The 24,640-nt window shown below is 68.1% G+C and carries 25 protein-coding genes and 1 pseudogene; 6 read left to right on the forward strand and 20 right to left on the reverse strand.

Annotation, left to right across the window (positions count from 1 at the left end; all coding sequences use genetic code 11):
* Window positions 1-13 precede the first annotated feature (13 nt).
* Entirely contained in the window at window positions 14-511 is a 498-nt protein-coding gene (locus FAB82_RS02780) for a hypothetical protein (RefSeq protein WP_136533013.1), read from the forward strand.
* Window positions 512-852: 341 nt separating this feature from the next.
* The gene (locus tag FAB82_RS02785; RefSeq protein ID WP_136533014.1) at window positions 853-1,521 is read left to right on the forward strand and encodes a TetR/AcrR family transcriptional regulator; all 669 of its coding nucleotides are present in this window, start codon (window positions 853-855) and stop codon (window positions 1,519-1,521) included.
* A gap of 185 nt (window positions 1,522-1,706) precedes the next feature.
* On the opposite strand, the gene FAB82_RS02790 is transcribed toward FAB82_RS02785, so the two are convergent.
* Entirely contained in the window at window positions 1,707-2,867 is a 1,161-nt protein-coding gene (locus tag FAB82_RS02790) for an RNA-guided endonuclease InsQ/TnpB family protein (protein WP_211116336.1), read from the reverse strand.
* 236 nt (window positions 2,868-3,103) lie between these two features.
* Between FAB82_RS02790 and FAB82_RS02795 the strand changes: the two genes are divergently transcribed.
* Window positions 3,104-3,331 (forward strand): DUF3107 domain-containing protein, encoded by a 228-nt coding sequence (locus tag FAB82_RS02795; RefSeq protein WP_136533015.1) that lies wholly within the window; start codon window positions 3,104-3,106, stop codon window positions 3,329-3,331.
* Window positions 3,332-3,388: 57 nt separating this feature from the next.
* On the opposite strand, the gene FAB82_RS02800 is transcribed toward FAB82_RS02795, so the two are convergent.
* From FAB82_RS02800 to FAB82_RS02845, 10 genes are all read right to left on the reverse strand, one after another.
* Window positions 3,389-5,122: an LpqB family beta-propeller domain-containing protein gene (locus tag FAB82_RS02800; RefSeq protein WP_136533016.1), complete on the reverse strand. Its 1,734-nt coding sequence runs from the start codon at window positions 5,120-5,122 to the stop codon at window positions 3,389-3,391.
* Window positions 5,112-6,755, reverse strand: coding sequence for an MtrAB system histidine kinase MtrB (gene mtrB, locus FAB82_RS02805; RefSeq protein WP_136533017.1), 1,644 nt, complete (start codon window positions 6,753-6,755; stop codon window positions 5,112-5,114). Before mtrB ends, FAB82_RS02800 begins: the two co-directional genes overlap by 11 nt.
* On the reverse strand, window positions 6,755-7,444 hold the full coding sequence (gene mtrA, locus FAB82_RS02810; protein ID WP_026924637.1) for an MtrAB system response regulator MtrA: 690 nt from the start codon (window positions 7,442-7,444) through the stop codon (window positions 6,755-6,757). Before mtrA ends, mtrB begins: the two co-directional genes overlap by 1 nt.
* 74 nt (window positions 7,445-7,518) lie before the next feature.
* Window positions 7,519-8,838: an NAD(P)/FAD-dependent oxidoreductase gene (locus FAB82_RS02815; protein WP_246039422.1), complete on the reverse strand. Its 1,320-nt coding sequence runs from the start codon at window positions 8,836-8,838 to the stop codon at window positions 7,519-7,521.
* 71 nt (window positions 8,839-8,909) lie between these two features.
* Entirely contained in the window at window positions 8,910-9,533 is a 624-nt protein-coding gene (locus FAB82_RS02820; RefSeq protein WP_136533019.1) for a hypothetical protein, read from the reverse strand.
* Window positions 9,530-10,885: a DUF58 domain-containing protein gene (locus FAB82_RS02825; RefSeq protein ID WP_136533020.1), complete on the reverse strand. Its 1,356-nt coding sequence runs from the start codon at window positions 10,883-10,885 to the stop codon at window positions 9,530-9,532. The genes FAB82_RS02820 and FAB82_RS02825 overlap by 4 nt, the downstream gene beginning before the upstream one ends.
* The gene (locus FAB82_RS02830) at window positions 10,882-11,892 is read right to left on the reverse strand and encodes an AAA family ATPase (RefSeq protein WP_136533021.1); all 1,011 of its coding nucleotides are present in this window, start codon (window positions 11,890-11,892) and stop codon (window positions 10,882-10,884) included. Before FAB82_RS02830 ends, FAB82_RS02825 begins: the two co-directional genes overlap by 4 nt.
* Window positions 11,893-12,402, reverse strand: a complete 510-nt coding sequence (locus FAB82_RS02835) for a hypothetical protein (protein ID WP_136533022.1) — start codon at window positions 12,400-12,402, stop codon at window positions 11,893-11,895. It lies immediately after the preceding gene.
* Window positions 12,399-13,097 carry a DUF4129 domain-containing protein gene (locus tag FAB82_RS02840; protein WP_168801389.1) on the reverse strand — a complete coding sequence of 233 codons (699 nt, stop codon included), beginning with the start codon at window positions 13,095-13,097 and terminating at the stop codon, window positions 12,399-12,401. Before FAB82_RS02840 ends, FAB82_RS02835 begins: the two co-directional genes overlap by 4 nt.
* Before the next feature lie 150 nt (window positions 13,098-13,247).
* On the reverse strand, window positions 13,248-13,619 hold the full coding sequence (locus FAB82_RS02845; RefSeq protein WP_136533071.1) for a protein-tyrosine phosphatase family protein: 372 nt from the start codon (window positions 13,617-13,619) through the stop codon (window positions 13,248-13,250).
* Between the two features lie 431 nt (window positions 13,620-14,050).
* On the opposite strand from FAB82_RS02845, the gene FAB82_RS02850 reads away from it, so the two are divergent.
* Window positions 14,051-14,467, forward strand: coding sequence for an excisionase family DNA-binding protein (locus tag FAB82_RS02850; RefSeq protein WP_211116337.1), 417 nt, complete (start codon window positions 14,051-14,053; stop codon window positions 14,465-14,467).
* Window positions 14,468-14,469: 2 nt separating this feature from the next.
* Entirely contained in the window at window positions 14,470-15,024 is a 555-nt protein-coding gene (locus tag FAB82_RS02855; protein ID WP_136533025.1) for a PIN domain-containing protein, read from the forward strand.
* Between the two features lie 11 nt (window positions 15,025-15,035).
* Here the strand turns inward: FAB82_RS02855 and FAB82_RS02860 are convergent, their stop codons facing one another.
* From FAB82_RS02860 to pruA, 6 genes are all read right to left on the reverse strand, one after another.
* A complete protein-coding gene (locus FAB82_RS02860; protein ID WP_136533026.1) occupies window positions 15,036-17,549 on the reverse strand; it encodes a CHAT domain-containing protein in 2,514 nt (837 codons plus the stop codon).
* A 10-nt stretch (window positions 17,550-17,559) separates the two neighbouring features.
* Window positions 17,560-18,090 (reverse strand): carboxypeptidase regulatory-like domain-containing protein, encoded by a 531-nt coding sequence (locus FAB82_RS02865; protein ID WP_136533027.1) that lies wholly within the window; start codon window positions 18,088-18,090, stop codon window positions 17,560-17,562.
* Window positions 18,077-18,691 carry an RNA polymerase sigma factor gene (locus FAB82_RS02870; RefSeq protein WP_136533028.1) on the reverse strand — a complete coding sequence of 205 codons (615 nt, stop codon included), beginning with the start codon at window positions 18,689-18,691 and terminating at the stop codon, window positions 18,077-18,079. The genes FAB82_RS02865 and FAB82_RS02870 overlap by 14 nt, the downstream gene beginning before the upstream one ends.
* Before the next feature lie 9 nt (window positions 18,692-18,700).
* Window positions 18,701-20,245 carry a S8 family peptidase gene (locus FAB82_RS02875; RefSeq protein ID WP_136533029.1) on the reverse strand — a complete coding sequence of 515 codons (1,545 nt, stop codon included), beginning with the start codon at window positions 20,243-20,245 and terminating at the stop codon, window positions 18,701-18,703.
* 324 nt (window positions 20,246-20,569) lie between these two features.
* Window positions 20,570-20,869 (reverse strand): DUF397 domain-containing protein, encoded by a 300-nt coding sequence (locus FAB82_RS02880; RefSeq protein ID WP_136533030.1) that lies wholly within the window; start codon window positions 20,867-20,869, stop codon window positions 20,570-20,572.
* A gap of 61 nt (window positions 20,870-20,930) precedes the next feature.
* A complete protein-coding gene (pruA, locus tag FAB82_RS02885) occupies window positions 20,931-22,559 on the reverse strand; it encodes an L-glutamate gamma-semialdehyde dehydrogenase (RefSeq protein WP_136533031.1) in 1,629 nt (542 codons plus the stop codon).
* 177 nt (window positions 22,560-22,736) lie between these two features.
* Between pruA and FAB82_RS02890 the strand changes: the two genes are divergently transcribed.
* Window positions 22,737-23,717 (forward strand): hypothetical protein, encoded by a 981-nt coding sequence (locus tag FAB82_RS02890; protein ID WP_136533032.1) that lies wholly within the window; start codon window positions 22,737-22,739, stop codon window positions 23,715-23,717.
* On the opposite strand, the pseudogene FAB82_RS28515 reads toward FAB82_RS02890, so the two are convergent.
* From FAB82_RS28515 to FAB82_RS02905, 3 genes and pseudogenes are all read right to left on the reverse strand, one after another.
* Window positions 23,670-23,834: pseudogene (locus FAB82_RS28515) on the reverse strand (VapC toxin family PIN domain ribonuclease); the annotation flags it as partial. The gene FAB82_RS02890 and the pseudogene FAB82_RS28515 sit on opposite strands and share 48 nt — an antisense overlap.
* A 51-nt stretch (window positions 23,835-23,885) precedes the next feature.
* Window positions 23,886-24,134: a ribbon-helix-helix protein, CopG family gene (locus tag FAB82_RS02900; RefSeq protein WP_136533033.1), complete on the reverse strand. Its 249-nt coding sequence runs from the start codon at window positions 24,132-24,134 to the stop codon at window positions 23,886-23,888.
* A gap of 6 nt (window positions 24,135-24,140) precedes the next feature.
* Complete coding sequence (locus FAB82_RS02905) at window positions 24,141-24,596, reverse strand: DUF6912 family protein (RefSeq protein WP_211116338.1); 456 nt, start codon at window positions 24,594-24,596, stop codon at window positions 24,141-24,143.
* Window positions 24,597-24,640: the final 44 nt, after the last annotated feature.

The following is a 24,640-nucleotide window of genomic DNA, read 5'->3' on the forward strand; positions in this document are numbered from 1 at the left end:
CGGGTGCACGGGGGTGATGTTCGGTTCGGGATTCGCGATTCGCGGGGCGCTGAAGTCCTGGGGCGCGCTCGGCGGCGCACTGGGGAGTTGGTTCGTGCGGGGTGCGCTGAAATCCTGCGGTGCGCTCGGCGGCGCACTGGGCATTTGCGGGGCGCTGGGCATGGGAGGAGGCGCGCTCGGCATCGGCGGCGGCGCGAACTCCGGATTCGGCTGCGGCGAGCTCGGCGACTCGTTCGCGTTCGCGTTCGGACGCTGCCCGTTCGACGACGGGCTCGGATTGGAAGGCGCGCCGGTTCCCTGGTTCACGCCGGGCTGCAAACCGGGCTGCACGTTGGGCGTCGGGGGCGCGAACGGCGACTCCGCCTGCGGCCCTTGCGGAAGCTGCGGGGCCTGCGGGATCGGTTCGAACTGCTCGCCCGGCGAGGGGCGCCGCGTCGCCGGGACCATGGGACCGGTCTCGGTGATCTCCACCGGGATTCCCGGCATCTGCCCGGTCGGTTCCTCGCTGTAGCGGTGGCGCCGGCCCCGGTCCGGATCGAACCGGTACGGCTCCGGCTGCTGCCGCTGCGCCTGCTCACCCGCCTCGGATTCGGCCTCGCCGGCGGTCTCCTCCGCCGGGCCCCAGGACCGCCCTATCCGGCGGCGAGCGGGCCCCTCGTCCCCTGAGGGACGCTGCGGCTCTTCCGGTCGGTTCTGGTCATACACCACAGATAACTCCTTCATCTTCCCGTCTTGAAGGTACCGTGGCTCGCCTACGCGCAGGAACCCGCATTTGGTGAGGCCGTACGCTGGGACACTGGATTCAACACTTCCGCAGGCGGCGTCCAGATGGCAAGATCTGACGACTGACGGATGAACGACACGAGGAGAGGTGCCGGGGTGAACAGCGCTGGAGAAGGCAGGATCCGACTGCCCAGGAGCGAACGCCGGGCCCAGCTGCTCCAGGCCGCCCAGGACGTGTTCGTCTCGCGCGGTTACCACGCCACCTCGATGGACGACATCGCCGAGCGCGCCGGCGTCTCCAAGCCCGTGCTCTACCAGCACTTCACCTCGAAGCTCGAGCTGTATCTGGCGCTGCTCGACGGCCGCGCCAACGAGCTCGTCACGCGCATCCGCGAGGCCATCGACAATGCCGAGGACAATAAGGAGCGCGTCAACGAGGCCATGCGGGCCTACTTCGACTTCGTTGACGCCCAAGGCGAGGCCTTCCGGCTCGTGTTCGAGTCCGACCAGCGCAACGACCCCGAGGTCTCCGCCCGCGTGCTGCGCATGGAGGCCGAGTGCGTGGCGGCGCTGTCCGACACCATCATGGCCGACACGCAGGTCGAGAAGGCCCGTGCCGAACTGCTCGCCACCGGCCTGGTGGGGGCCGCCGAGGTCGCCGCCCGCAAGTGGATCGCCTCGGGCCGGGTGGTGCCGAAGGAGGACGCCGTGCAGCTCATGAGCGCTCTGGCCTGGCGCGGCATCTCGCACTTTCCCATTGAGGGGGAAGAATCGGAAAGGTCCCTGGAAGGGAAATAGGCGGACGTGCCGTTCGGCGGGCGGCCCGGGGGCCGTGTTCGCTATTGGCGCACGCGCGGTCGCGTCCGGTCGCGGTCTCGCCGAGTAATCTTGCATCGAATCAAGTCACCTCTGACTGGAAGTCGGAGGCTTGTACCTCGTCCGCCGTCGCTGGCTGCGACGTGGTCGGGTAGATCGAGTCCGCGCTAGGCGGACCCTCCGGACCCTTGACTAACAACCCAAGCCATCCGCCCACGTGCACGCACGTTGACGGAGGCTATGACATCGGCCGGTCCAGCGAGACCGCACCCACGACATTCAAAATCATCTCGGTTTCTTCGGTTGGCCCGTTCCGTGTGATGACACAGCGGGCACTTCTGGCTCGTATGCCGGGCGTCCACGACGACGACCGGGACCCCGGCCCGCTTCGCCTTGTAGGCGATGTACTGCGCCAACTGGTAGAACGGCCAGTTCGAGATCCTGCCGCGCTGGGACCGGGTGAGCCGTACCCGCTCGCGGATGCCCTCAAGGTCTTCCAGGGCGATCCCGCGGTCGGTGCGTTCGGCCGCCGACACGATCTCTTTCGCTATCTTGTGATTCACATGCGCAGCATGGCGTGCTTCTTTCCTCGCCTGCTGCTTCAGCTTCTTCTTCGCCGCCTTCGTGGCCTTGGCCTGCAACTCGGCCCGCACCCGCGCCATGTGACGCCGGTACCGCTCCAGACCCCGGCCTTGAAAGTTCACCTCGTCGGACGTGGTGGCGAGGTTGACGATCCCTCGATCGACACCGATGAAATCCACGGGTTCGCGCTGTTCGGCTTCGGGGATATCGACCGTCGCCGCGAGGTACAACTCGCCGTCGCGTTCGTACAGGTCCGACTCGCCCTGTCGGTACGCTCGCAGCACCGCAAGGTCGCGTTTGGAGCATGCGAAGCCGATACCTCGGAGGCGCCCGGCGATAGACCGGATCGATACCGTCCGGGCATAGAAGTCCCACGACAGGCACCGGTCGTCGAATGGCTGCGCTGCACCGGGTTTGAACGCGACCGGGTTCGACAAGGCCTTCGCCTCGCGCTTCCCGCGCAGCATCCCGGCTTTGATCTGCGCGTACAGGGCCGTGTAAGCGTCGCGGGTCTTCTTGATCGCGTGTTGGGCCAGTTGAGAGCCGATTCCGGTGGCCTTCGCCTCGGCATAGGCCCGACCCCGCAGCGCGTACTCGCGCTCCACTTGCCCGGTCTCCGCATCGCGGTGGTCGAACGCAAGCTGCGCAATCCGGTTCGCCTCGGCATTGCACACCCGCAGCGTCTCCACCAGTACCGCACGCACGCCCGCGTCCGGAATCAGTTTCACCACCACGACCTGCTTCACACCAGCGATATTAGTCCACCGGTACGACACTTCCCGAACACCACACACCCATACCTTCCCGGCGTGAGCGACAACACCAAGGGAAAGGCAAGGCCCGACCTGGTGCTAGGCTCGCAGTCCCGCTGCGCGGGACCGCGAGCGAGCAATCGCCCCGAAATCCTCCGGGCCGTAGACAGCCTGGGTTCGTTCGGGAAACCATCTGAAGACGTTATTACCGTTTCGATTGAGGAGGGCCCGTGGAGGTCAAGATCGGTGTTCAGTACGCCCCACGCGAACTGGTGCTGGAGAGCAAGCTGTCGTCGAAGGACCTGGCCGAGACCGTCGAGCAGGCCGTTGCCTCCGGCGGGGTCCTGAAGCTTGAGGACGAAAAGGGCCGCCTGGTGATGATCTCGGTCGAGAAGATCGCCTACGTCGAGCTCGCCGCCCAGTCGCCGCGCAAGGTTGGCTTCACGGTCGATTCGTAGTCCGCGTTCAAATTACTTGCCCGGCCCGGAGCGAAAGCTCCGGGCCGTTCTTCGCGGCTATTGGAGCACCGTGAACGGGGCGCTGCCGTTGATCGGGTCGCCACTCCCGCCGTCCAGCGGTTGGAGCGACTCGGAGTGGACCCGGTACAGGTTCGAGCCGATCGAGACGATGACCGGTTCGCCGCGGTTCTGGTTCGGCTCGGCCGGGTCGGCCGGGTTGGCCGCGATCGCGGTGATCGACGGGAATCCCGAGGCGCCCGCCTGGGCCTCGACCCGCGAATTGTCGATCGCCACGCGGAACAGCTGCTCATCGCTGCCGTCGTCGCGGCCGGCCACCCACAGGTAGTCCTCCGAGCTCCACGCCACGTCGGTGACATCGCCGATGGACAGCCCGATCGGGCGATCGTCACCGAGCAGGAGGTTGCCGTCCGCGTCCAGATTGAGCGGCGCCACCGCGGCGCTCCCATCCTCGACGTAGGCCAGGCGCCGCCCGTCGGCCGCGACGGCCAGGGCCGTGATCTCATCGCCCGCGAGCACCTGGGTCGCACCGGATTCGGGATCGACGGCGATCAGCGTGCCGTCGTCCACCAGCACGACGGTCCCATCGGCCAGCCACTGCGGGTCGTGCAGGTCGCCGCTGATACCGGGGACGGTCGTCATCGAATCGGTGCCGGAACCGACCTGCAGGATCGGCTCCATGGAGCCCGCGACGATCGCCGCGATCTGGTCGTTGTCGGCGACCGCGACCTGCTCGAGCCCGTCCGCGGTGAAGCCCACCCACGGGTGGTCGGCCGAGGAGTCGGTGGTGACGTCGTTCTCGACCTGCCAGACGGTGTCGTCCGAGACGAAGTAGCCGAGCTCTTCGAGGTTCTCGGGAATGGCGTTCCAGTCGCGGTAGTCGTCCAGGTCGCCGTCCGCGACCTCGCCGCCGTCGATGGTGAGCACGAAGTCGCCCTCGAGGCCGAGGCTCCAGGCGACCTGGGCCGCGACGGAATCCACGTCGACCGCACCGGTGTCGGCGACGTCGCCGAGGTCCAGATCGATGTGGACGACGCCGTCCTCATCCGAGTTCTTCACGGTGGTGCCCGAGGGGATCGCGCTGCGGGCGGACTGCTCGACCCACTCGGAGGGCCCCTGGACCAGCCAGCCGAGACGGATGCCGCGCGCGGTGTCGGCGTCGAGCTGGTCGAAGATCCACCGCAGGTCGGGCACTAGCAGCCCGGACTCGCCGGCTGCCTGGAAGTACAGCGGCGCCTGCTCGTAGACGTTCGTGAACTGCTCGTAGGTGAGCGCCACCTGGGCGGGCAGCTCGGCGAAGGTCCAGGCGTCCTGGAGTCCCTCGCGCTGGAGGTCGAACTCCTCCTCGTACTCCTGCGGCGTCGAACTCATGCGGACCTGGCCGTCGGGGAGGTAGGTGCCGATGATCGAGCCGGTGACGGTGACGGTCTCGGAGGAGATGTCCTCGCCCTCGGCCAGCTCGTACCTGACGTCCGCGAGCAGCCTGATGCCCTCGGCCGGGTCGGAGAACTCGATGTCGTCCTCGGTGAACACCTGGAGCCGCTGGTCGCGCCCGTTCGGGTCGCCGGCGGCGGCCTTGAAGTAGTTCTGGACGGTGGTCCGGGCGTCGACCGAGGGCAGGAACTCCTCGACCGGGTTGGAGGACGACTCGTCGAAATCGGTCGGGGCCTCCTCGATGACCTGCGGGTCCGAGGACTCCGGAATCCCGCAAGAGGCCATCGACATGGCGACGGCACCGACCGCGGCCAGCACGGTGAGATCTCTAATCCGCATGGGAGGCTCCCTGGCTGTCGTCGCTGGCCTCATCGAGCCGCAGCTGGAGCGGCGAGGTGATGACCCGGTTTCCGGCCTGCAGGGGCAGCGTGAGGATGAAGAGCGTGCCCTTGCCCCTCTCGCCGATCACCCGCAGGGTTCCCGAGTGGAGCTTGGCGTCTTCAAGACTGATGGCCAGGCCCAGCCCGGTGCCGCCGGTCATGCGGGCCCGGGAGGGATCGGCGCGCCAGAACCGGTCGAAGACCCGGTCGGCCTGCCCGGTTCTCAGCCCGACGCCGTGGTCGCGCACGGCGACGGCGACCGCCGTCTCGGATTCGGCGACGGTGAGTTCGACGGGGCCGCCCTCGGCGTGCTCGATGGCGTTGGAGACGAGGTTGCGCAGGATGCGGTGGACGCGGCGGGTGTCGACCTCGGCGATGACGCGCCGCACGGGCTTGTGGACGGTGACGGGAACGCCGCACTCCTCGGCGAGCGCGGACTGGGCCTCCACCACGTCCTCGACGATCCGGCCCACGTCGACGGCCTCGGTCTCCAGGGAAGCGAAACCGGAGTCGAACCGGGAGATCTCCAGCAGCTCCTGGAGCAGGTCCTCGAAGCGGTTGATCTCGTGCTGGAGCAGCTCGGTCGAGCGCTTGGTGACCTCGTCGAAGTCGTCGCGGTAGTCGTAGAGCAGGTCGGCGGCCATGCGGATCGTCGCGAGCGGGGTGCGCAGCTCGTGCGAGACGTCGGAGGTGAAGCGGCGCTGCATCATCGACATCTCTTCGAGGCGCCGGATCTGGCTCTGGAGGTTCTCGGCCATGAGGTTGAACGAGCCGGCGAGCCGGGCGAGGTCGTCGGAGCCGCGGACCTCCATGCGCTCGTGCAGGAGCCCGGCGGCGAGCCGCTGCGAGGTGCGGGCCGCCTCGCGGACCGGCGTGACGACCAGGCGCGTCACGAGCGCGGCGATGATCCCCAGCAGCAGGACCAGGGCGACGCCGGCGAGCGCGAGGTTGGTGCGCAGCAGGTTGATCGCCTCGGACTGCGACGAGAGCGGGTAGAACGCGTACAGCTCGTAGTCGATGCCCAGCTTGATCGGGGAGCCGACGACGAGGTACGGCACCGGTTCGCCGTCGAAGGAGAAGGTGCCGTACTGGCTGGCGATGTTCCCGGCGGCGACCTGCTCGTGCAGGGCCTCGGAGGGGACGGAGACGTCGGAGGCGGGGTGGGACTTCGAGACCTCGCCGTCGGCGGTCCGGAGCAGGATGTACGGGGTGTAGACCGGGTCCTCGGCCAGCTCGTTGACGACCCGCTGCATGGTGGTGCCGAGGACGTCGTCAGTCGAGGACAGATAGGGGCCGAGCTGCTCAGCGGCCTGCTCGACGGCGTTGACGGTCTCGTCCCTGGCGGTGTCCTGGCGGTCCTTGAGCAGCCCCGAGGTGACCGATCCGGCCACGACGAAGCTGAAGGTGAGGACCAGGACCGTCGAGGCGATCAGGGTGGAGGCGACCACACGCAGCTGGAGCGAGGAGCGGAAGCGGTTCACCAGCGGTGTGGCGGCGCGGCCCGCGACGCCCGCCAGGCTCCGGCCGAGGCGGCGCAGCCACCCCGGTTTCCGGCTCGCAGTCTTCTTGGAGGGGCCGAGCGGACCTTCCACTATCCCAATCCGGCTTTGTACCCGACCCCGCGCACGGTCTGGATGAGTTGCGGGCGTTCGGGATCGGGCTCGATCTTGGCGCGCAGGCGCTGCACGTGGACGTTCACCAGGCGGGTGTCGGCCGAGTGCCGGTAGCCCCAGACCTGTTCGAGCAGGACCTGCCGGGTGAAGACCTGGCGGGGCTTGCGGGCGAGCGCGACCAGGAGGTCGAATTCGAGCGGCGTCAACTTGACCTCGGCGCCGTTGAGGGTGACCTGGTGGGCGGGCACGTCGATCTGGACCTGGAGGCCGGGCTTGCCGATCTCCAGGCGCTCGGGCGTGACGTCGTCGCCGCGGCGCAGGCGCGCGCGGATGCGGGCGACGAGCTCCTTGGGCTTGAACGGCTTGACTATGTAGTCGTCGGCGCCGGATTCGAGGCCGAGGACCACGTCGACGGTGTCGGACTTGGCGGTGAGCATGACGATGGGCACGCCGGACTCGCCCCGGATCGCCTTCGCGACGTCTATGCCGCTCATGCCCGGGAGCATGAGGTCGAGCAGGACGATGTCGGGGCGGTGTTCCTTGAACGCGGCGAGCGCCTTCTCGCCGTCGGTGACGAACGTCGGGGTGAAGCCTTCGGTCCGGAGGATGATGCCAAGCATCTCCGCCAGGGCCGGATCGTCGTCAACGACGAGTACACGTGCTCTCATGGACACCAGTTTTCCACCTCACAAAAGCCGAGAGCACCACGGGTGGACACCCGCAGTGCTCCCAACTGTAACGACTAGTCGGTGGGCTTATGCGCTCTCGCCGGGTCCGTACCGGCGGCGATGGCCTCGAAGGGCTCGCGTCCGGCCTGAATCTCGCCGAGTTGCACCATTTCGCGCTTGGTGAAGAACCCGACGATCCAGTCGGTCAGGATGCGGCCCTTCCGACCGGTCCCGGGCACGCGCGACAGGTGGTATCCGCGGTGCATCAGCCAGGCGAGCAGACCCTTGGCCTTGAAGCCGTAGGTGTTGGCGACGCCCTTGTACAGGCCGAGGCCGGCCACCGAGCCGATGTACTTGTGCTCGTACTTCTGCAGGGCCCTACCGACGTGCGCCGCGTAGACGTTGTCGGCCAGGATGCGGGCCTGGCGCACGGCGTGCTGGGCGCTCGGCGTGCAGTAGGCCATCGGGAAGTCGGAGGTGTCGGGGACCTGCGTGGAGTCCCCGGCGCCCCAGGCGCCCTCGACGACGTCGCCGACCTGGTTGGTGGCCGCCTCGACGCCGGTGGCGACCTGGAGCTGCGTGTTGCACTCCAGGTGGCCGCGCGGGCCGATCGGCAGGTCGGACTGCTTCAGGACCGGGTTGGGCATGACGCCGGCGGTCCAGATGATGGTGTCGGAGTCGAACTCCTCGCCGTCGGTGAGGACGACGTGGCCGCCCTCGCAGGACTTGAGGGTCGTGCCCAGGCGGATGTCGACGCCGCGCTTGGTCAGCTGGCGGGCCGCGTAGGCGCCCATCTGCGGGCCGACCTCGGGCATGATCTTGTCGGCGTATTCGACGAGGTACCACTTGATCTCGTCGGCGTCGAGCTCCGGGTAGTTCTTGACGACGTTGGCCGTCATGTCCTCGAGCTCGCCGAGGGTCTCGGCCCCGGCGAAGCCGCCGCCGACGGTGACGAACGTCAGCGCCGAGCGGCGCACGACGGGGTCGTCGGTGGTGGCGGCGATGTCGAATCGCTGCAGGACGTGGTTGCGCAGCCAGATGGCCTCGCCCATCGACTTGATGCCGATGGCGGCGTCCGCCAGGCCCGGGATGGGCAGCGGGCGGGAGACGGAACCGGGGGCGACGATGATCTCGTCGTACTCGAGCTCGCGGGCCGGGCCGGTGAACGGCTGGATCGTGAGCTTGCGGCCGGCGTGGTCGATCGCGGTGACCGCCGCTGTCACGATGGTGCAGTGCTTGAGCGCCTGACGCAGCGGCACCACGCCGTGGCGAGGAGAGATGGACCCGGCAGCCGCCTCGGGCAGGAACGGCTGGTAGGTCATGTGCTGGTTGGGGTCGATGACCATCAGTTCAACTTGACCGCGCTTGATATCGCTCTTCAGCTTCTTGCTCAAGCGTTCGGCAACGTAAAAACCGACGTGACCGGCACCTATCACGACTATACGTTTCACGTGTTCAATTCTGACTACTTTGCGCTGGGGTTGTGTAGCGAACGCGCAAGGAGGTAGATCACGGTGACCGCCGACACGATCCCGGCGGCGAGGGCGACGGCCGGGGGAATCGCCTCGAAGTAGGCGGTGAACAGGGACAGAACAGCCGTGATGCCCACTGTCGACGCGGTAACGATTCCCAAGTGCCTGGCCCAGGTGTGGATGATGTCACTGTCCACCTTGGTAGTCGTCCGGAAACGCTGCGCCACGGCGGCCGAGACATGCCCTGCGTACAGCAGCACCGCCAGGCCCGCGGCCGTCCACATCGAAGCCCCGTGGCCGTCGACGGCGCCGGTCGTCAGCAGCCAGAGACCGACGACCGCCACCGAGGCCACGAGCGGTGCGACCCCGGCCGGGCGCAGCGCGGCGGCCAGGGCGGCCACCGCCGCCGGCACGATGTAGATCCCGGAGGCGGCCCAGTCCGGCGGGACGGCGAGTTCGGCGGCGATGAAGTAGGCGAGGGCGATGACGGCGCGCAGCCCGATAGTGGTGGGTGCGGCGCGGCGGCGCCACGTCACGGCGGCCCGCCGTCCCTGGGTGAGGCGGTCGCGGGTGCCTTCGGAGAGGGCCTGGACGAGTCCGCGCTGCCGGTCGCTCACCGGTATCGCCTCCTGCTGAGTTCGGCGAGGACGTTGTCGAGCGTGGCTGCCCCGGTCCAGGCCTCCACGGCGACGCCCATTTCGCGCAGTTCCATGACGGTGTTCTCGCGGGCCAGGCGCCACAGCCGTTCGGCGGCGGGCGTCCAGTAGGTGCGCGAGGGCGGTGCGACGTGGCCGGGGAGGGTGTCGACGCACAGCACCGGCCGGCCGGCGCGGGCGAGGGAGGCGACCAGTGCGACGGCGCGTTCCCCGAGGAGCGGGGTGAAGACGACGTGGAGTCCGCGATTGCCGGGGAGCTGGCGGCGGAGCATCTCGACCGAGGGCGGGAGGGCGTCGGCGGGGATTTCGACGGCGGCGAGCCAGCGGAGGAGGGAGAGGTTGTGGCGGCGGCCGGTGCCGGGCTTCATGCGGCGGGCGCGGGCGCCGAACTCGATGCAGCCGACGCGGTCGCCCTGGATCGCGTAGTGGGCGGCGACGGCTCCGGCGGCGCGGACGGTGAGGTCGGCGGCGGAGGCGGTGCCGCCGATGCCGCCGGATTCGCCGGCTTCGACCTGGAGGTCGAGGATCAGGGTGACGTCGGTATCGCGTTCGGAGAGCGTGGCGTTGACGTAGAGGTCCTGGCTTCTCGCGGAGGTGCGCCAGTCGATGCGGCGGAGCCGGTCGCCGGGTTGGTAGAGGCGGACCTCGGCGAGTTCGCCGGAGTCGCCGTGGCGGCGGGAGCGGTGGACGCCGGCGACGCCGTCGGCGAAGGGGAGGGTTTCGGCGGATTCGAACCAGTCGGGGACGGGCAGGACCCAGATGCGCTTGGGTTCGAGGATTTCCTGGGTGGTCTCGATGAGGCCGCCGCAGGCGAGGGAGCGGATGTGGACGGGGCCGAGGGTGTGTCCGCCCCAGCGTTTGGCGTCTCCGGCGATGGCCATGCGGCGGGCGGTGGCGGGCGGGATGCGCTCCGCGAAGTCGCCCTTGCCGGTGTGGAGGTCGATCCAGGGATCGGCGGCGGCGGTCACGAGGGTGGTGATGGGGGTGTCTTCGGGGTTGGTGACGGTGAGGGCGGCTTCGGCGGTGGCGCCCTCGGCGCAGATGTCCTCGGCGAGTTCGAGGCTCGCCTTCGGGGTCTGAACGGGGCGGCCGCGCAGGAGCAGGGCGGTGCCCAGGGCGAAGGGCACGCCGAGGAGGACGAGGTCGACGCGTCCGAATGCGACGGCGATGAGTAGGCAGAACCCCGCGAGCGCGACGGCGCGGACGAGGGCGGGGGTGCGCCGCCATTCGACGGGTCTGGCCTCGGACTCGCGCCAGGGCTCCCTCGGATTGTCGGTGCGCAGGTTCAGCGCGGGATTGGAGACCAGGCTCATTGCGGGGCGGGCTCACTGCCGTAGGTCGGAGACTGGGCGGTCTGGGGGGCTTCGACGCCGCGGCAGATGTCGGCGATGACGGCGGCGGGGTCGATGCGGCGCATCCACAGTTCGGGGCGCAGCGTGATCCGGTGCGAGAGCGCGGCGGCGGCCACGCCCTTGACGTCGTCGGGGGTGACGAAGTCGCGGCCGTCCAGGACGGCGAGGGCCCGGGAGGTGAGCAGCAGCGCGAGGGACCCGCGCGGGGAGGCGCCGACCTGGAGTTGCGAGTGGTTGCGGGAGGCGCTGGTGATGGCGACGATGTAGCGGCCGACGGAGTCCTCGACGGTGACGTGTTCGAGCGCGGCCTGCATGGTCAGCAGTGTGGCGGCGTCTATGACGGGGTCGAGTTCGACCTCCTCGGTGCGGCGGCCGATGCGGCGCTGGAGGACCTCCCACTCCTCGTCCGGAGTGGGGTAGCCGAAGGAGACGCGCAGGAGGAACCGGTCGAGTTGGGCCTCCGGGAGCTGGTAGGTGCCCTCGAATTCGACGGGGTTGGACGTGGCCAGGACGGTGAAGGGCGAGGGGAGCTTGTAGGTCTCGCCTTCGACGGAGACCTGGCGTTCCTGCATGGCTTCGAGGAGGGCGGACTGCGTCTTGGGCGGGGTCCGGTTGATCTCGTCGGCGAGCAGGAGATTGGTGTGGACCGGGCCCTTGCGGTAGACGAACTCGGCGGTCTTCTGGTTGTAGAGGAAGGAACCGGTGACGTCCGCGGGCAGCAGGTCGGGGGTGAACTGGAGGCGGCGGAAGTCGAGGCCCAGGCTCTGGGCGAAGCAGCGCGCGGTGAGCGTCTTGCCAAGGCCGGGAAGGTCTTCGAGGAGGATGTGGCCGCCGGCGAGGATCCCGGCGAGGACGAGCTTGAGCGGTTCCTCCTTGCCGACGATGACCGACTGGACGGACTTGAGCACGGCGGCGGCGTGGCTCGCGACCTCGTCCAGGCTGATCGGGGGTGCGTCGTCGTTCGCCATTCAGATCTCCTCGATGTGTTTCAGGTGGGCGTCGAGCTGCCAGGTGGTGGGGCAGTCGGCGACGGGTCGGGTGAGGAACGCGTAGGTGTCCTCGCCGAGCAGGTCTCGGCACTGGTCCGGGTCGGCGGCGAGGGACAGGCCGCGGCGCAGGCGCAGGCGCTCGTCGGCGAGCTCGATGAGATTGCGCTTGGCGGTGCTGCCTTCGAACCGGCCGGGTTTGGTCTCGGCGAAGATGAGCTGGTCTTCCCAGCGGTTGACCTCGATGAACGGGCGCCAGCTGGGGGTGTTGACGGTGCGGGTGAGGGGATCGGCGCCGGGCTCGGTGTCGGCCCCGAGCGCGGAGACGGCGGAGGTGACGGCGAGGAGCGCGAGGGCGAGCAGCAGGACCTGCCACAGCGGGACGGTGACGCCGGAGACCCGGGCCACGCCCCAGAATGCGAACGCGGCGACGGCGATGCCCACGATCGACCAGAGACCAAGTCGCCCGAAGGGGACCATGTGCCGGTTCATCGGGCCTCCGCGACGCCGAGCTGGGTCCGCAGTTCGACCAGCGCCGAGCGGGCGGCCTCGCGGTCGGTCTCGCCGACTTCGTGCGGCGAGTAGCGGGCTTTGAGGTAGGCCTCGGACAGCCGGGCCAGCGCGGCGCCGTCGAGCTCGTGGCGTTCCAGCAGGTGGCGCACCAGGTCGGCGGGGGTGTCGGACGATTCCTTCTCGATGCCGACGGCCGCCGCGGCGCGTTCGAAGTGCACCCAGCAGGCGATGATGGCGCTGCGGACGTCCTCGCCGAGGTCGATCTCGGCGAGCCCGGCGGCGACGGCCTGCTCGACCAGGGAGACGTCCCGGTGCCGGTATTCGGTGGCGGGCGCCGGCTCGTCGGTGGGGCGGGCGTCGATGAGCCACTGCGAGAGTTTGCGGCCCAACCAGATCAAGAAGAGTGTGAGTGGGATGCCGACGATGATGCCGAGCACCAGCCAGGTCACCCAGCCCGGCAGGGACCCTCGTGGTTCGACCGGCGCGGTGGGCGTCTCGGAGGGGAGCTCGAACTCCGACTCGGGCGGTGGCGGTGGCGGCGGGGACTGGCCCTCGAACTCGAGGTTCACCTCGGCGCGGCCCCACTGGACCCCGGTCCCCTGGGCGGCGATCCCGACCACGAAGAGCGCCAAGACGACGCCGATGACCGGCAGCCAGCGACGGGACCTCAGCACGGGCCTCGTCCGAATCCCGCGCCGGGGGCGTCGGCAGCAGCCATAGCAGTCCTCAAGGGGTAGGGAAGCGTTTCCAGTGACGCCCACCATAACCCCAATAGGCCACATCCGCACATGTGCTCGCGCCCAGATGGGTCGGACGGACGAGCCTCAGCGGAAGCGGGCGACGAACCGCCGCTGCCACGGGGTCTCGACGGCGCGCGGCGAATAGTGCTCGCGCACATAGGCAACGGCCTGACGTCCGGGCACACCGTCGAGGACCGCCAGGCAGGCCAGCGCGGTCCCGGTCCGCCCGTGCCCGCCGAGGCAGGCGACCTCCACGCGCTGCGTCGCGGCCCGCTCCAGGGCCTCGGTCAGTGCGGCCCGGGCGTCGATGCGATCGATCGGCAGCCTGAAGTCGGGCCACCTGACCCAGCGGGAGTCCCACTCGACCGCCGGCGGTTCCTCGCCGAGGAGGTAGAGCCCGAACTCGGGAAGGGGTCCTTCGGGGAAGGGCCGCCCGATGCCGCGCCCGCGGACCATCAGCCCCGAGGGCAGTACCAGCACCCCTGCCGTATCGCGCTCCCAAGCACCCACGGCCCCAAGCTATCCCAACGGGGCCAATCACGCACCAATCCCACCCTCACAGCCGTGTCCACTCCGCTTGAGGCCTTCCGCAACTCCTCAACTCTCACCGCCAGGGTTTGAGATGTGGACTTCAATGTGTTCGCACAGTGCCTCCGGGTCCGCCTCTAGCCGCGCGTAGGCGGCCGAGGCCACGCCCTCGATTGAATCGAAAGTGTTCGCAAACCCCAAATTAATTGAACCGAAGACTTTCGCCCCTTCGAAAGCGGTCATATCCTGATAAAACGCGCAAGTGCGGTTGCGATTATTTCGAATAGTTCATATAATTCGAATAGGAGGTGTTCAGGATGACCGGAATAGGGTCGGTTAGTTCAGTGCAGCCTGGGGACGTGGACGCAGAGGTCGCGCAGCGCGCGCTGCGCCGAATCAAGGACTATCTCGCCAAGCATCCGGTCGAGCCGGGGACTATCGAGGTCATCGTGGAACACGGCGAGCCATCGCTGGTGCTGCCGCGTCCAGCGGTGACGCTCTTCGCGCAGATCCTCGCGCAGCTCGCCGAGGGCCGCGGTGTGTCGGTCATTCCGTCGCAGGCGGAATTGACGACTCAGCAGGCCGCCGACCTGATCGGCGTCTCGCGCCCCTATCTGGTCGGCCTGCTCGACGACGGCACGATCCCCCACCGCAAGGTCGGTCGCCACCGACGCGTCTCACTGAGCGACCTACTGGCCTACAAACGGGCCGACGACGAACGACGCCGCCACGCCGCCGATGAACTCGGCGAGCTCGGTCAGGAGCTGGGGATCTGACTGTGCCGCTTCGAGTCCTCTACGACGCGAATGTCCTCTACCCGAACACGTTGCGCGACTTGCTGATCCGATTGGCACAGGCGGATCTCGCACAGGCCCGCTGGAGCGAGCGAATCCTCGATGAGATGCAGCGGGCGATCTCGCGGCAGCGACCCGACATCGCCACTGCGAAGCTCGCTGTTCTCCGCGACCGCATGAACGGCGCGATTCGGGATTGCCGAGTCGAGGGGTTCGAGCCACTGATCGATGGCCTCAAACTGCCCGACGTGGATGACAGGCACGTGCTCGCGGCGGCGATCGCGTGCCGCGCCGACGCGATCGTCACGTTCAATCTCGGCGACTTCCCCTCGGACGCCCTCGCGCCGTGGGGGATCGAGGCATGGAGTCCCGACGAATTCCTGCTCGACCTCATCGACCTCGACGCCAAGCGGGTCTGGGCCTGCCTTCAACGCATCGCGGACTCACGCCGCAACCCTCCAGAGACGATCGAGGATGTACTCGCTCAATTGGAGCGGTCCGGATTGATCGAGGCAGCGGCCGAACTGCGGGTCGGGTAGCGATGACTTCCTTAAGCGCCGAAGGTGACGAAGGGGTGCCAGGGGCGGGACTCTCCCACCGCCGCCAGGGCTTCGGCCGGGGTGGATCCCTTGGCGCAGTGGCGGTGGTAGTCGATCATCATTTCCGCGGCCAGGTCGTCGGGGACGCGGCCGAGGCTGGAGACGACCGTCGATGCTCCGGCGTGGAGGAGCGCGGCGGTGAAGCCGAGCGTCTCGTTGCCGACCGCGACCGTCGAGCGGCCCAGGTCGCACGACGCCAGGACCACATGGCCCGGCGGCTGGTCGAGTCCGAGCAGTTCGTACGCGTTCAGCGGTCCCTGACTGAAGTCGAGCCGGGAGAACAGGACGTTGTCCGGTTCGTGGTGTCCATGCGCCGCAAGGTGGGCGACCGAGGCGCCGTCGAGGGCCTTGAGCACCAGCTCGGGATCGGATTCGTCGGCGGTCATGCGCTGCGCGTCCGGGTAGAGCTTGGCGATCGTGTCGATCTCACGGCCGGCCGTGACCAGTGCCGGACCGGACGCGATCAGCGCGGGACCGGTCGGGGCGGGCCGCGTGACGGCCCGCCACCACGCCTCCGCCGAGGGCGCGACCGTCACCGTGCGCCCGCGCAGCGGCGTCAGCAGCGGCCAGGGCACCCAGGCGATCTTGCTGTGCGGCACGATGGCGACCTGGCGGTCGCCGACGTATTCGTCGATCGGCTTCCAGATACCCTCGGCGAGCGCATCGGCATTGCGCCGCAAGGAGCCCTCGATGCTCTGCCGCAGTCGATCGGGGAGCCGGAACGAGGACCCGAGCGCGTCCAGGTCGGCACCGAGCCGGCGTCCTGATTCGGCGGCGGCGTCGAGCGGCATGAGCTGTACGTGCCGGAGCCGGTCGCCCCCGGCGAGCACGGCTCGCAGGTGGCCGCCGTACTCGAACAGGCTGACCACCACGGTCTCCCGCGACTGGGCGAGTTCGTGGATCGACTCCGAGGAGATCCGCTCCGCCTGCTTGCCCGGGCCCGGCTGCATTCGGTCGAGCGCCCGGATCTGGTCTTCGAGCTCGCGGACCCGTTCCAGGTCCTCGGAGGCGTCCTCGCCGTCCATCTGGAGTTCGAGAGCGCGTTGCCGCGCTCGACGAAGGCGGCCCAGCGCCTCGCGGGCATCGGGGTCGGCGCTCGACTTAACCGGCGGGATCCGCAGCGCCTGTGCGCGCGAACGCTCGGCCCACTCCAGCATGTCGCCGGGACGGCCGTGCTGGGTGGTCCTGCGGAGCCCCTCGTCCGCCAACTCGACACCGAGTGCCGAGATCCCTGCCTGGAACTCCACCGATCCGAACTCGGTCCGGTACCGGTCCAGCATTTCGAGACCGGCGTGGAGCTCCGGCATGGGATCGCCGCCTTCGGCTTCGGCGAGTTCGGCTCTGGCCAGATATCGAGTCAGGTTCTCGGCCAGGGCTTCGTATCCCAGGTTCTGCGGTGCCCGGTCCAGCAGCTCCGCGATCCCATCGAGTTCCGCGGTCCTGATCCGGGCGCGAGCCGCGAGGAACTTCGCCTGGTTGCGCCGCAGTGTCCATCCGCGATTTTCCAAGGCGTCGCCCAACCGCTCCACCTTGTCCGCAAAGTCGATGCCCTCATCCTTGGAGTCGAACTGCCCCTGGAGGATCAACAGCTGCGCTAGAACGGCCATCGGCACATTGCCCTGCTCGTACAGGGACTCCATCGCCTGCTTCGCCCAAGCCGCCGCCTCTTCGAACGGCTTGAACTCGAATCCGGCCACCGCTCGCCAGAATTCGAAGATCGTGGCTTCCCGCTGATTACCCGACTGCCGCATGATCCGGATCGCTTCGACCCAGTGCTCGACCGCCTGCCCGTACATGCCCACATGCAGCAGTGCGTCAGCATAGGAACCGTGAATGAAGCCCTCGAGTTCTGGGGCGCGCTGGCGGTAATATTCCCGGACCTCGTCAAAGGCCCCTAGCGCCCTGGTGATCTCACCCAGATCCATCCAGAGCAGCGCCTCCATATGCCGGGTCTTGGCCTTGTGAAGGGGATTGCCGATCGCTTCGTACAGTTCCACCGCCCGCTGCGCGCTCTGGAGTCCTTTGCGCAGTTCGCCCAGGTCCCTACAGAGCCCGGCCCGATTGGAGAACAGAGCCGCATAGAAATTGTCCGGGCCATTCGCCTCCAGGTGCGGCTCGGCGACCTCGAACCAATGTTTCGCTTCCGACAGCCGCCCGTTCTGCCAGAGGATCAACGCCCGTTGGTGCAATAGGACTCCGAGGTCCGCCGCGTGCACGAATTCTTCGGACTGGTCGAGCATCTTCAGTCCGGCCGTGGAATTCCCCAGGTACATGAGATTGGCCGCTCGCAAGTTGAGCACCATCGCGGTCAGTCGCGCCACCGACGTTCCAGGACGGGGAGGAGTCCCCTCGTCCCATCCCAGCAACTCCAGCGCCTCCTGGTAGCACTCCGCGGCCTCAGTCGTCCGCACGAGGCGTTGGAGGCGCTGACCGCGTGAGTACAAACGCCAAGCGAGGGCAAGCATTCTTCAAATGCTACAGCCGGACCGCCGGAGTCACGACCACCGCCGGGAGCCCTTCTCGTTGCAGCACTTCATCCGGGCGAATCACCAACTGGAACATTTGCCCGTGTGGAAGTGCCTCCAGGACAAACCGGCCCGTCTCATCCGACGAGGCCCGCTTGGTGCCCTCGGGACTGCGAATCTCGACTTCATAGGTGCCCTCGGGACCGATCCAACCGTCAAGGCGCACCTCCCCAGTAGCCGCAGGCCTCGGGGTCACCATTACCGTCACGGTTTCGCAGTCAAAGGTGATCGATGCCGGATCACCTTGTCCCACAGCGAGATCGGCTTCGCCTCGCACCAACACCAGATCGTTCTGGGAAATGCTCGCCACCCTGGCGTCCAATTCGGCTTCGAGTTCAAGCGCGAACAGCACCCGCTCGTCCAGGTCCTCCGGAATCGGGTCGTCGCGTTTGTGCAGCGCGTCGATCACCGTCATAATGCGCCGATCACAGGAGTCCAACGGCCCGCTCTCACCCTGACCGTCATATTCAGACCGCGTCATCATCCTGCTCCTCACCTCTGCTCCAGCCGGGATCGGCCAGCAGCGTCTCCCTCATCTTGTTCAGGCAGCGGCCCCTGGTGGGGCCGATGCTGCCACGTTTCATCCCCAATGCCGCCGAGATGTCGTCGTAGTCGGGCCGGTCCACCGCCGCCACATAGGCGAGCAACTTGCGGCACTTCTCGGGTTGGGCAAGGAAGGCGCGACGCACGGCCTCGTGCTCGGTATCGCGGACGAGTCCGTCCTCGATGCCCTCGATGACCGGCTCCTGGATGTCGATCGGATCGGCGGCGATCTCGCGGCGGGCGCCGCCGATCATTCTCCAGGCTTCCCGTTTGACAGTGGTGAGTAGCCACTTCGTCAGAGCACGCGGTTGTTCCAGCTCATTTCCGGGGCGCCACAACCGAAGCCATGCGGTCTGCACGGCATCGGCGGCGCTGTCCCGGTCTAGGCCCGCCCGACGAGCCGATCGCCACAGCAGCTCATTGAGCTCCTCGACCAGGGTCCGCTGGGCCTTGCGGTCCCCGGCGCGCGCGGCCAGGTACAGCCGCGCCCGCCGGTCGTAGTCCACAACGGCCACCGATTGAGCCGGAATCGCGTTCATGACTTCAGGTTACTGGCTCTTGAGGCGCTTCAGGGCCCCGTGAACCCAGGCCGCCGCTTGCGTCGAATCCTCGACGGCCGCCGGCGGCACGCCAGAGCCGCTCATCTCGTTGGCCAGGAAGCCGGCCGCGATAGGAGCGGCGAAGGAGGTTCCGCTCCACACCGCGAATCCCGAGTAGAAATCGTCGGGGTCGTGGCTCTCCCGATCGCGGTCGATCGTGGTGTAGTCGGTCTGGCGTTCGGGCTCCAGCGAACCGTCCGCGTCGCGCGGGAAGGTGCTGACCAGACCGGCACCAGACGCGTAGCAGGAGACCCAGGTGCCGTCGTTCGAGAACATCGAGACGGTCCGGTTCGGGTTCAGCGAGGCGACGCTGAGCACCGGTGCCTCGGTCTCCGGTTTGGGGAAAGCCGCCAGCGCGGCCGGGTAGAACGGCCGGTCCGAGGACTGGTTCCCGGCGGCGGAGACCACTGGAATCCCCAAGGCGGTCAGGCGATCCACGGCCGCCTTCATCCAACCCGCGATCGCATCGTTCGGGTCCTCGCTGACATAGCCGATCGCGAGGACCACCATGTCGACGCATATCGCCGATTCATCGCCGGCGCGGGCCGCCTCGGTCTCGTCGGCGACATGGTGCATCGCGGCGACCATCTCGTGCTCGTACGTTAGTCCGTCATTGTGGACGATGCGGAGCGAGTAGACCTGGATGTCCGGGGACAGCTGGCGCAGCAGGCCGGCCATGAAGGTCCCGTGCCCGTAGTGGCTGGCGACGTCCTTGACGTGCCCGGGCTCATGCACCGGCCCGTCCCAGGGCGTATTGAGGGGAGCGACGTGCGAGTCGGAGCGTGCGCCGAACTTGCGCTGGAAGTCATGGTCGACCACCACGAACGTGTCCAGCTGCTCGGCCCGGTCGGAAATATCGAAGCCGGGGTGCGATTTCGGCACGCCGGTGTCGAGAATCGCCACTCGAACCCGACGCTTCATCTCGCGGCGCGGCGGCATCGGGTTCACCATGTCGACCGGCATTCGACGAAGCGGAGTCAAGTGCGAACCCGCCTGGGGCGGCTCGGAGCTGCCAATGCTGGGAGATCCGCCCTTCGAGCACACCATCAGGTGCTCCAGACCGATCTTGGAGACGATGTCCGCGTCGAGGTCGCCGGCGTTCGCGGCTGCCTTCAGGGACTGGAGCGCCGACCAGGCGTCGACGGTCCCGTGTCCGCTCAAGGAGATCGGCACTCGGCGCGATCCTTGACTTTCCACAATGGCGCTGGCGGAGGAGCAGTCGAGGCGCCGTCCGCTCTGCCCGATGACCTCCTCCAGGCGGCTCATGGCCGCCGAGTCGGACAGCAGCGACTCGTCCATCAGCAGGCGGTCGTAGCGGTAGATGGTGCCGACCGGCATCGGCTGATCGGGGGCGCGGTCCGCTTCGAGGGGGTGCAGGACTCGGCCGCCGTGGCGGTTCAGGGTGCTCGAAGACAGTTCGGGCACGCCGCTCATGAGTTCGCGGCGGGGGTTGGGCTCCAGATGGGGTTCATCGTTTGAGAACACCAAACGCATGGGAGCTCCTCTCTCTTCTCGGGGGTCTATGCGGTTGTTCAGGCTGAGGATGTCGGTCCTCAAGATCGATTGTCCTCAACTGGTGGCGGGATCGGGGTCCCGGCCCGATGCGTGCGGGCGGTGCCAAGGCCCGGAATGCCGAGCCCGTCGCGAGTTGGGCGGTATCTCAGCGTCCATACCGATAAGAACTCACCTTGTGATCACAGATACATCGCGGCGCGAGGTTTTTACGATTGACAGATCGGCGTGGCTAGTTCTATTGCGGCGCAATAAAAAACCGCGTCCCTGCCGGATACGGCACGGGGCGCGGTCTGTGCGGTGCGACTACTTGTTCGCGGACCGCTCGCTCTCATCGTCATCAATGACCTCGACGATGGGCTCGTCCTCCCAGGTCTCGATGTCGAACTCGCCGTCCCTGGCAGCGGCCGTGAAGGCCTCCCATTCGGAGGGCGTGTAGATGAGGATGTCGCCCTCGGGCTCCTCGGCCATCCGCAGGGCCACCAGCCCGTTGTCGGCGTACCCGATCTCCAGGGCAGCGGGGGTCCCGTCCTCGCGCATGGTCCGTTCCCAACGGGCCGCAGCGGTGTCGAACTCACCCTTCAGGGGATGCTCACGCTTCGTCATGGCTTCAGCATAAAAAAGGGGTCCGCGGCACTCGCCCGCGGACCCCCTCTCAGCTGAGCTGCTAACCCTGGTGCGGGTAGCGGTAGTCCGTCGGCGGGACGAACGTCTCCTTGATCGATCGGGGGCTGACCCAGCGGACCAGGTTCTGCCAGGAACCCGCCTTGTCATTGGTGCCCGAGCCGCGCGAGCCGCCGAACGGCTGCTGGCCGACGACGGCGCCGGTCGGCTTGTCGTTGATGTAGTAGTTGCCCGCCGCGAAGCGCAGTTCTTCACTCGTGCGGGCGATGGCTGCCCGGTCGTTCGCGAACAGGGCGCCGGTCAGCGCGTACGGCGCGATGTCGGCGGCCTGGCGGACCACCTGGTCGAAGTCGGCGTCGTCGTAGACGTAGACGCCGTTGATCGGCCCGAAGTACTCGTCGCTGAACAGCTCGTGGGTCGGGTCGGACGACTCGATCAGGGTGGGCTGCACGAAGTAGCCCACCGAGTCGTCGGCGCTGCCGCCGGTGATCACGGTGGCCTTGTCGTCGCGCTCGAGGCGCTCGAACAGGGCGGTGTGCTTGGCGTAGGCCCGCGAGTCGATGACGGCGCCGCCGAAGTTCGAGAAGTCAGTGACGTCGCCGTAGCTGATGTCCTCGGTCATGCCGACGACGGCGTCCCTCACCCCGCTCTTCCACAGCGAGGCCGGGACGTACGTGCGCGACAGCGCCGAGCACTTCTGGCCCTGGTACTCGTAGGCGCCGCGCACCATCGCCACCGCGAGGGACTGCGGGTCCGCGCTCGGGTGGGCGACGATGAAGTCCTTGCCGCCGGTCTCGCCGACCAGCCGCGGATAGTTGCGGTACCCGGCGATGTTCTCCCCCACCGTCCTCCACAGGTGCTGGAAGGTCGGGGTCGAGCCGGTGAAGTGGATGCCGCCCAGGTCCGAATCGAGCAGCGCCACGTTCGAGACCGCCTGGCCGACGCCCGTCACCATGTTGATGACCCCGGGCGGCAGGCCCGCTTCGAGCAGCACCTGCATGATCACGTTGGCCGCGAACTGCTGCGTGGTCGAGGGCTTCCACACCACCGTGTTGCCCATGATCGCCGGGGCCGTGGGGAGGTTCCCCGCGATCGCGGTGAAGTTGAACGGCGTGATCGCCAGGACGAACCCGTCGAGCGGCCGGTGGTCGGTGCGGTTCCAGATGCCCTTGGACGAGTTCGCCTGCTGGCGGTAGATGCCCTCGGCGAAGCTGACGTTGAAGCGCAGGAAGTCGATGAGCTCGCACGCCGAGTCGATCTCCGCCTGGGCCGCGGTCTTGGACTGGCCCAGCATGGTCGCGCCGTTGATGCGGTCGCGGTACGGTCCGGAGATCAGCTCGGCCGCCCGCAGGAAGATCGCGGCGCGGTCGACGAAGGCCATGGCGGCCCAGTCCCGGCGGGCGGCCTTCGCGGCGGCCACGGCGTCCGCGACCTCGGAGTCGGTGGCCTCGCGGGTCACGCCCAGGACGTGGGACCGCTTGTGCGGCTGCACGACTTCGATCTCGGCCCCGGTGCCGCGGCGCCACTGGCCGGCGATGTTCATGTCGAGGTCGAGCTGCGTCCCGGCCAGTTCGGCGAGCGTCTTTTGGAGGCTCTCCCGCTCGGCCGTCCCCGGGGCGTAGGTGCGCACCGGCTCATTCTCCGGAGTAGGGACTGTAAACAAGGCATCCATCGCGCACTCCCATTGATTCGATGGTTATTTCTGTCGTATAACTGCGATACAGAGGCTACCGTACTGGCGTCAATACCGCCATCCTCGCACACATCGGGCCAGGTCACCCGCACGAGACGAACAAAGACCGGCCCGGTGTGATGTAGCCGCCCACAAGGCGATACGTACCCTGGGCAGGTGACCGATACACAGGAAACGTGGAACGTCGAGGCCAGCGCGACCTTGAAGGTGAAGGCCTCCCGCTCAGGGCCCGCACGCCCGCGCCGGCGCGGCCAGGCCGCCCTGATCGCGCTCGCCGTCGGCGCACTCGCCTCCCTCGGCGGCGTGCTCTATTCGCTCTACCGCCTCACCGGCATGTCCGACGGGCTCGACCAGACCGGCCTGATCATCCTGGCGAACAGCCTGTTCAGCCCCATCATCGTCACCGCCTTCGCCGGAGCCGTCGGCGGCGTCGCCGTCGGAGGGTCCATCGCCGCCCGCCTGCGCGGGCCCAGCCGCGCGCTCATCGCCGCCGGATTCTGCGCGGTCGGCCTGCTCACCGGGGCGGTGGCCTACGTCCTGTTCTCGGTCGACGCCGCCGTCGCCGCGGCCCTGGGCGCGATCCTGTTCGCCTCCGCCGTGCTCGGCGGCCTGTTCTCGCTGCCGCGCGCCCGCGTCCCGGTCATCGCCGGGCTCGTCTCCACCATGGTGATGCTGGCGTTCATGTACGGGCGCGGCCTGCTCGAGACCTCGTCCGTGAGCCTGTTCTCCGACCCGCTGGACGAGTACGGCGCCCTCGGCACCGCCGCCCCGTTCGTCGCCGGGCTCGTCTGCGGCCTGGTCGCCTTCGGTCTGCTGCGGGGCGCCACCGGCAAGAGCAAGCTGCCCGGATACCTGTTCGCCGGGGCCATGCCCGGCGCGATCTGGCTCGTGTCCACGATCATCGCCCAGGCCGGCGTCGAGATCGTCCTCGGTGTCGGGGACGCCGAGGTCTCCAGTCTCGACTCGGCCTACCTGTCGCTGGCGTTCCAGTCGCAGTACAACGGCTCGATGACCGCCATGTTCGCCGGGGCGCTGTGCTCGGTGCTGGCCTACGGCCTGCTGATCCCCAAGGACGCCAGAAGCTCCCAGTCAGCAGTCGGCGGGCAGGATCTTGAAGAAGTCGAATTTCGGAGTTAGCGGTGTGACCGCTCGGAAGTCCCGCTGATCAAGGGTGAAGATACGGTCTGTCTCATAGGCATCACCCAGCACGACGCCGACGCAATCGGCAAGGTCGAGTTTCAGCCCTGCGTACTTTCCTGCACCGAACGAAGGCCGCCAATAGAGCCGAGGTATCGGCAATGACGATCACCGACGGGCAACTTTGCGCTCCAGCGCCTCGTAGAGTTCTTCTCTCTGCTCTTCCAAAGTCATCGGTTCGCCGAGATCGAATACCGGCAATGGATCCCGCTCAGGCCGATGTGCTTCGACATAGTCGGAGACGATCCTGCGCAGCAGCTCCGCGCGGGAAATTCCTTGTTTCCGCGCAAGCGCATCGAGCCGCCAGATGTCGGTCTCGCGAAGGTACGTCGTAGTCTTCCTTTGCTGCTCGGCCATACGACATCAGGCCGTTCCTGCGTTGAGCGTTGCCAAGAGGTCCTGAAGTTCGGTGGGGGCGTACCAGTCGAGGACGTGCGCCTCCACCGCGTCCAGGTCCGCGGCCTCCGGGTCGCCGAGCGCCTCGGCGATCTCGACGGCCGCGTCGGCGTCGTCCACGTGGATCGCCGCCACCCGCTTCAACTTCACGCTGCCGTCGAAGTCGGCGCCGGTCCCCTCGCCGTGTTCGGTCACGCGCTCATCGGGCACATCGGCGGAGATCACCACCCGCCGCGGCAGATGACCGACCAGCAGCGGCAGCGAGGCCAGTCCCGCGTCGGCGAACGCCGTGTACTCCAGGTCTTCAACGTCGACGTCGGGGTACTCGCGCCGGAGCGAGGCGGTGACGGTGTGGACCGGACCGGCGGGCTTCAGCTCGCCTGAGTCGGCGAGGCCGCGGAGCATCCCCGTGCTCGCCGGCACGTAGATCCTCCGCGAGCCCCGCGGACCTGAATGCTGTTTCGCCA

The sequence above is a fragment of the Glycomyces buryatensis genome (assembly GCF_004912275.1).
GTDB classification, from domain to species: domain Bacteria; phylum Actinomycetota; class Actinomycetes; order Mycobacteriales; family Micromonosporaceae; genus Glycomyces; species Glycomyces buryatensis.

Excerpts from the sequence above, each read along its gene's own strand:
- FAB82_RS02875 (WP_136533029.1), bottom strand. The coding sequence starts at position 20,245 with ATGCGTTTGGTGTTCTCAAACGATGAACCCCATCTGGAGCCCAACCCC.
- FAB82_RS02880 (WP_136533030.1), bottom strand. The coding sequence starts at position 20,869 with ATGACGAAGCGTGAGCATCCCCTGAAGGGTGAGTTCGACACCGCTGCG.
- FAB82_RS02845 (WP_136533071.1), bottom strand. The coding sequence starts at position 13,619 with ATGGTCCGCGGGCGCGGCATCGGGCGGCCCTTCCCCGAAGGACCCCTT.
- FAB82_RS02785 (WP_136533014.1), top strand. The coding sequence starts at position 853 with ATGAACGACACGAGGAGAGGTGCCGGGGTGAACAGCGCTGGAGAAGGC.
- FAB82_RS02835 (WP_136533022.1), bottom strand. The coding sequence starts at position 12,402 with ATGAACCGGCACATGGTCCCCTTCGGGCGACTTGGTCTCTGGTCGATC.
- FAB82_RS02900 (WP_136533033.1), bottom strand. The coding sequence starts at position 24,134 with ATGGCCGAGCAGCAAAGGAAGACTACGACGTACCTTCGCGAGACCGAC.
- mtrA (WP_026924637.1), bottom strand. The coding sequence starts at position 7,444 with ATGAGAGCACGTGTACTCGTCGTTGACGACGATCCGGCCCTGGCGGAG.
- FAB82_RS02830 (WP_136533021.1), bottom strand. The coding sequence starts at position 11,892 with ATGGCGAACGACGACGCACCCCCGATCAGCCTGGACGAGGTCGCGAGC.
- FAB82_RS02825 (WP_136533020.1), bottom strand. The coding sequence starts at position 10,885 with ATGAGCCTGGTCTCCAATCCCGCGCTGAACCTGCGCACCGACAATCCG.
- FAB82_RS02860 (WP_136533026.1), bottom strand. The coding sequence starts at position 17,549 with ATGCTTGCCCTCGCTTGGCGTTTGTACTCACGCGGTCAGCGCCTCCAA.
- FAB82_RS02865 (WP_136533027.1), bottom strand. The coding sequence starts at position 18,090 with ATGACGCGGTCTGAATATGACGGTCAGGGTGAGAGCGGGCCGTTGGAC.
- pruA (WP_136533031.1), bottom strand. The coding sequence starts at position 22,559 with ATGGATGCCTTGTTTACAGTCCCTACTCCGGAGAATGAGCCGGTGCGC.
- FAB82_RS02870 (WP_136533028.1), bottom strand. The coding sequence starts at position 18,691 with ATGAACGCGATTCCGGCTCAATCGGTGGCCGTTGTGGACTACGACCGG.
- FAB82_RS02800 (WP_136533016.1), bottom strand. The coding sequence starts at position 5,122 with ATGCGGATTAGAGATCTCACCGTGCTGGCCGCGGTCGGTGCCGTCGCC.